General features: G+C 62.0%; 8 protein-coding genes. 7 read left to right on the top strand and 1 reads right to left on the bottom strand.

All coding sequences use genetic code 11. From position 1 onward, the window contains the following. Positions 1–83 precede the first annotated feature (83 nt). The 7 genes from L0963_RS19390 to L0963_RS19360 all read left to right on the top strand — a co-directional run bounded on the left by L0963_RS19390 (position 84) and on the right by L0963_RS19360 (position 5230). Positions 84–530, top strand: coding sequence for an Lrp/AsnC family transcriptional regulator (locus tag L0963_RS19390; RefSeq protein WP_326490208.1), 447 nt, complete (start codon positions 84–86; stop codon positions 528–530). Between the two features lie 276 nt (positions 531–806). After that, complete coding sequence (locus L0963_RS19385; protein ID WP_234181424.1) at positions 807–1151, top strand: hypothetical protein; 345 nt, start codon at positions 807–809, stop codon at positions 1149–1151. 17 nt (positions 1152–1168) lie between these two features. Next, on the top strand, positions 1169–1936 hold the full coding sequence (locus tag L0963_RS19380) for a uroporphyrinogen-III synthase (RefSeq protein ID WP_234181422.1): 768 nt from the start codon (positions 1169–1171) through the stop codon (positions 1934–1936). 306 nt (positions 1937–2242) lie between these two features. Then, a complete protein-coding gene (locus L0963_RS19375) occupies positions 2243–2806 on the top strand; it encodes a hypothetical protein (RefSeq protein WP_234181420.1) in 564 nt (187 codons plus the stop codon). A 140-nt stretch (positions 2807–2946) separates the two neighbouring features. Next, a complete protein-coding gene (locus L0963_RS19370) occupies positions 2947–3189 on the top strand; it encodes a hypothetical protein (RefSeq protein ID WP_234181418.1) in 243 nt (80 codons plus the stop codon). Positions 3190–3309: 120 nt separating this feature from the next. Further along, positions 3310–3567 carry a hypothetical protein gene (locus tag L0963_RS19365; protein ID WP_234181416.1) on the top strand — a complete coding sequence of 86 codons (258 nt, stop codon included), beginning with the start codon at positions 3310–3312 and terminating at the stop codon, positions 3565–3567. A gap of 64 nt (positions 3568–3631) precedes the next feature. Then, positions 3632–5230 carry an FMN-binding glutamate synthase family protein gene (locus L0963_RS19360; protein WP_234181407.1) on the top strand — a complete coding sequence of 533 codons (1599 nt, stop codon included), beginning with the start codon at positions 3632–3634 and terminating at the stop codon, positions 5228–5230. 57 nt (positions 5231–5287) lie between these two features. Here the strand turns inward: L0963_RS19360 and rnk are convergent, their stop codons facing one another. Then, entirely contained in the window at positions 5288–5623 is a 336-nt protein-coding gene (gene rnk, locus L0963_RS19355) for a nucleoside diphosphate kinase regulator (RefSeq protein ID WP_234181426.1), read from the bottom strand. Between the last annotated feature and the right edge of the window lie 95 nt (positions 5624–5718).

Below are 5718 nucleotides of genomic sequence, written 5' to 3'. Positions count from 1 at the left end.
CGCAATTTTTCGCCGAATTGACCAATGCCAGTGCTGATTTCTGCATTTTTTGACAGAATCTTCGAACAGATGGAGGAATCTTCGTGCCGAGTCTGAGTGATATGGATCGCCGCATCCTGAAGAGTCTGCGACTGAATGCCCGGATCACGAACAGCGATCTCGCCGCCGAGGTCGGACTCTCCCCATCGGCCTGTTTGCGGCGTGTGCGGCTCCTCGAACAGTCGGGTGTGATCAGAGGCTATACGACGATCGTGGCGGGTGGGTCGCCGGACGAAGGGACGATCGCGATCGTGCAGGTGGAACTCGAACGCCAGTCGGAGGAATATTTGCTGCGTTTCGAGGCAGCGCTCCGCCGGCACCCGGAAGTTCAGGAATGGTTTCTTATGACGGGCGATGGCGACTATATTCTGCACGTCCAGATCGGAGGGATCGACGATTATGGCGCGTTCCACCGAGACGTGTTGTCGCGGCTGCCCGGAGTCGCGCGGATTACGTCGAGCTTCGCCATGCGCAGCCATCGCAGGATGTAAGGGCCCTACCTGAAGAGCGGTCGGGAGTGCCGATTTGGGCCTTTCTCCAGTTTGTGGTATAGCCCGCATTATGACTTACACGGTTCTCCGTTTCCTTGCCCATGCCGGGAGCCTGCTGACGCGCGGGAAAGCCTCGGATTGCACCGCCTGACACGGCGAGGCAGTTTCCGAGGCTCGAAAATACGGATCCGACTCGGGATCCTTCCTTTCACATTCCTGAAGAAGAAACCCGCAATTTGCGGGTTCGTCGCGGCGTGACAGCGCCCGGAGTTTAAAATGAATAGCCTGATTTCCGAAGCCGAAGCTTTCGGTCTTCTGCAAGACATACGCGCTGCGTTCTCGGCGGCTGCGGCGCGATTTCTCGTCGGAGCCGACATCGATATCGCAACTGGCACTGCTGCTGCCGACCGCCTTCTCGATATGACGATTGCGGCCTATGAAGGACGGCTGGCTCCCGAGGCGCGCGCGCGCAAGTTGCCGAGTTCGGTCTACAGCCGCTTCGGTGACAATCTTGTTCCTCTGCTGAAGGATGTGCTCGGTCCTAGCTTGTCGATGGCGTTTCTCGCACGGTGCGTCGATGCCTATTGGCGCGGCGCGGCGCGCGCGATGGCGCCGCAATGACGCAGGAGCTTATCTGGGTGACCCGCACCGCCCCGTTCAACCGATTGACGGCCAAACGGCTTGCGGGCGCGGGGCATGATGCGCTCTGTGCTCCGGTGTTGCGCGTCGTTCCGATACCCGCGCCGCCGCTCATGGCGGTGCCCGACGCGCTCGTCTTCACGAGTCTAAACGGGGTGAGACTTCACCGCTTCTCGCCGTCGCTTGCCGAGGTGCCCGTGTTCGCTGTCGGTGATCATAGCGCGCGCTATGCGCGGGCGCGCGGCTACCGACACGTCATTTCGGCGTCGGGCAACCTCGCCGATCTATCGCGGACGATCCGCAACGGACTCGCCGGGCCGGCTGATATTCTGCATGTCGGCGCGGCGACGCCGGCCGGCGATCTGGAGTCGCTGCTCGAACCTCGTTACCGGGTCGTGCGTTTGCCGGTTTACGGTGTCGAGGAGCGCGGTCCGCGCGAGTTCAATACGATCGCGGACCGCCTCGGCGAGGTGGGTCAAATCCTGATCCATTCGCCGCGCGCCGGCCGCTTCGTTGCGCGATGGCTCGCCGCCGTCATGCCCGAGTGGTCCGGTGTGGTCCATTGTATCTCGCCCGCTGCGGCCGAGCCTTTCGGTCAGCTTCCCGATATCTCGAAGGTGACAGCCTCACGGCCCGACGAACGGTCGCTCTTGGCGACGTTAGCAAGAAGCCGCGATGAGATCGCCTCGAGCGTCCATAAAATTCGCGGCTTTCATCGACCCGGCGACAGCCGACAAGCAAAGGCTAGCGAGGGGTACCATGCTTGACTTCCGCAGGGTCAGCGCCATGTTGCGTGCGTCATGAGCGATAATGCATCATCTCCTACGCGCTTTGCGCACTATGTGGGTCGGCTGCTCGAACGCTAGCCGCCCCGGCTCCGCGGGTGGCGGACCCGGGGTGTTCCTCAACCACAGGCAGCGCTTCGAGGCTGGCCGGATGCCATGACCGACAGTTCGCCATCCGGGGCGGCCGCACCTTAGGTCCGCCGTTATTCCGGCGCTGAGATCGTCCCGCTCGGAGGCCTGATCCTCGAAATACTGCAACAGCGTGCTGCCAGCCTTGGGCTGGCGGCCATGGAGATTTACGTGACTGCTCCCCGGGAACAGCAATTGCTGTTTCGCCAAATACTTGACGATGCGGCGCGCCGCGCGAGTTCGATGCTCGCGCCGCCGCACGAAGCTGCGCGCCTTCGGGCGATTTCCGACCACGGCCTCACGCCGATCGAAGAGTTGGAGCATTCACCCCTAGCCGAAGACCAATTACTTGCAACGGCGCTACGCCTGTATCCCGGTGCGGCGCGACCCCGGGCGATGGTCGGCGCGTTGCGGCGCCATTTCACGACGCCGCCGGGATGGCTCGCCGTCGAGGCGCAGCGCCGCGCAGCCTGGAGCGATGTCGCTGGGCGCGGGCTACCGATTGAACGTGCCGCGCAGAAGGCGGCGGATATCGAGCGCCGTCTCCAGGGTGAAAAGGCTAAAATCTCGGCCAAATTGCGTGCCTACGCCGATCTATACACTGATCTATGGTGTGACCCGCGAATAGCCGCGCCGGCGCGAGTCCGACGAGAAATGCTCGCCTTGGTAAGCGCGCTGCAAGCGCGATGCGCGGCGCTCGACGCGGACGAACATTCAGAATGATCCGGTGTTCGCTAGGCTCGCCGGTCGAGCATCCTCAGTTTGGCTCCCGAATGCGGATTGTTTCGCTGGTCCTATTCATCACGCTGTTTGTCGCCGCCTGCTGGGGCGTGGGCATGATGATCAAATGTTGGAGTTGAATGATGTTGCGCGAATGGGCGGAAGCCAGCTTTCACTGGCAATATAGCCTTGAAGACATACTGGGCCTGGTTCTGGTTGCGGCGGTCATCGGCCTGTACAGCCTGATGCTCGCGATAACTAGACGACCGGCGCGCGGATGGTTGATCGCCGCCTGCGTTTCGATCGCAATCATTGCCGCAATGATCTCGGCGAGCCCCTCCCAGTCCCGTCTCGCCGCCGCCGAGGCGGCGGGAGCCGCACGATAATGCATGACAATAAAACAAATCACCCCGGAATCTTGCCGGGCTCCCTTTGCGAGGCCCGAAGGAATGAAAATGAGTAAATATATAGCGCGAATGGAAAGATGGCGGCCCCGGTCGCCCACGTTGAAGGATGTCGAGGCTTTGCTCGATCGCTATCCTGACCTTGGAAAGCACGAGCTCGCCGCTCTCATGCGGCAGTTCCGGGCCCTGTCGCTAGTCGACAAGGCGGTCATCATGAGTGACGTCCGGCTCTCCCGGAAATTGTCCTGTTTTTATCGCGACCACGAACTGGATCTCCAAACCCCGTTAGCAGGGTTTGCACTTTACATCCTGTTGCCCGCTGCGCTCGCAGTCGCCGGCGTGCATCTGTTTCTCGGCTGACCCTGAGGCTGCCGGCCAACCGCCCACTCTCAAATCTGGCCTGCTGCAGGTCGCGGAGCTTCCCTTGCCCTTCGTTCGTTTTATCCCGCTCGCCGCGAGCATAGCCGCGGCGCTCATTTCACTTCCCGGTCTTCCGGCGCCCTGGGCATGGGCGCTGCTCGCCTCGGGCGTGACATTCTCATGCATCGGGCTTTACGATCTACGGCAGCCGCTGCATTCGGTACGCCGCAACTATCCGATCGTCGGCCGACTGCGATGGTTCTTCGAGGAAATTCGCCCGGGACTCCGGCAATATCTCTTCGAGGACGATCATGAGGAAACGCCTTTTTCGCGGAGCCAGCGCTCGCTTGTCTACGCCCGGGCCAAGAATGAGGTAAGCGATCGCGCCTTCGGTACTCTCATCGACGTCTATGAAAATGGCTATGAGTTCATCGCGCACTCGACGCGCCCCGCTCCTGTCGCCGATCCGGCCGGCTTTCGGATTGCAATCGGCGGCGAGGCCTGTCGCCAGCCCTATTCGGCATCGATCTTCAATATTTCGGCGATGAGCTTCGGCGCGCTCAGTGCGAACGCGATACGCGCGCTGAACAAAGGGGCGAAGCTCGGCGGTTTTGCGCATGATACGGGCGAAGGCTCGATCAGTCCCTATCATCGCGAACATGGCGGCGATCTCATCTGGGAGATCGGCAGCGGATATTTCGGCTGCCGCGACGAAGAGGGCGCCTTCGATCCCGGACGCTTTGCCGAGCAGGCGGCGGATTCGCAGGTGCGAATGATTGAGCTCAAGATCAGCCAAGGGGCCAAGCCCGGCAAGGGAGGCATCCTGCCTGCCGAGAAAGTGACACCCGAAATTGCCGCGACGCGGGGTATCCCGATGGGGCGCGACTGCATTTCCCCCCCGGGGCACTCGGCGTTCAGCACCCCGATCGAGCTCGTCCAGTTCATCGCCCGTCTGCGCGAACTGTCGCAAGGCAAGCCGGTGGGCTTCAAGCTCTGTGTGGGGCAGCCGTGGGAGTTCATGGCGATCGTGAAAGCCATGCTCAAGACGGGCATTCTTCCCGACTATATCGTCGTCGACGGCGCGGAGGGCGGCACCGGTGCCGCGCCGCTCGAGTTCACCGACCATCTCGGCATGCCGCTGCGCGAGAGTCTGTTGTTCGTCCACAATACGCTGGTCGGCGCGGGCCTGCGGCAGAAGATAAAGATCGGCGCCGCCGGCAAGATCGTCAGCGCTTTCGACATTGCCACGGTGATGGCGCTTGGAGCCGACTGGACCAATGCCGGACGGGGCTTCATGTTCGCCATCGGCTGCATCCAGTCACTGTCGTGCCACACAAATCTGTGCCCAACCGGGGTCGCGACGCAGGACCCGATGCGCCAGCGCGCGCTCGTCGTGAGCGATAAGGCGACCCGCGTTTACAATTTCCATCGCAATACGCTGTTGGCGCTGTCCGAGATGATCGCCGCCGCAGGGCTCGATCACCCCGGCCGCCTTGGCCCGCATCACCTGGTTCGCCGGGTCAGTCTCACGGAGATTCGGCTATTCTCCCAGCTCCATATATTTCTGGAACATGGAGAATTGCTAAGTGGCGCGTCGGAACGAGACTTTTACAGCGCAGCCTGGCGGCTTGCGCGCGCTGACAGCTTCCAAATCGCGATATAGCTGCGTTCGGTCGGACTTATCGCTCGCATCGCCGTGTCCGACCGGAACGCCGTGCCATCAGGTCTCGCGGCTCACGCTGGTGATCCCGAGGCTGCGCTCGTTGCCGTCGCGATCGGGCCACAAGATCGACTGACCCTCGCGCAGCCCGATGAGCCCAGCCCCAACAGGCGTCAGGATCGATATCCGCCCAGAGGCGATGTCGGCGTCTTTCGGATAGACCAGCTTGTAGCTGTAATCCTTGCCGCTCGCTGAGTCAGTGAATCGCACAGTCGAATGCATGGTGACCACGTCTGCAGGTATCCGGTCCGCCGCGTGCATTTTTGCGCGGCCGATTTCCTGGATCAGTAGCGCACTGACCTCGGGGAGAGTTAGCGTCCGCGCTCGTGGTGTAATTTCCGGTGTAGGCGATGGTGTATTCCGGGGTGGGGCATGCCCCACCCCGGAATGCGGCGTCGCTGGTGGCCACCGGGTTCATCGTTATGGTGGAG

This window comes from Sphingopyxis sp. NFH-91 (genome assembly GCF_021401285.1).
GTDB classification, from domain to species: Bacteria; Pseudomonadota; Alphaproteobacteria; order Sphingomonadales; family Sphingomonadaceae; genus Sphingopyxis; species Sphingopyxis terrae_A.
The sequence above is the reverse complement of the archived record's forward strand: the minus strand, read 5'-3'. Positions and strand labels throughout refer to the sequence as shown.

Coding starts and splice junctions, on each gene's coding strand:
- L0963_RS19385 (WP_234181424.1), top strand. CDS start 807: ATGAATAGCCTGATTTCCGAAGCCGAAGCTTTCGGTCTTCTGCAAGAC.
- L0963_RS19370 (WP_234181418.1), top strand. CDS start 2,947: ATGTTGCGCGAATGGGCGGAAGCCAGCTTTCACTGGCAATATAGCCTT.
- L0963_RS19375 (WP_234181420.1), top strand. CDS start 2,243: ATGGAGATTTACGTGACTGCTCCCCGGGAACAGCAATTGCTGTTTCGC.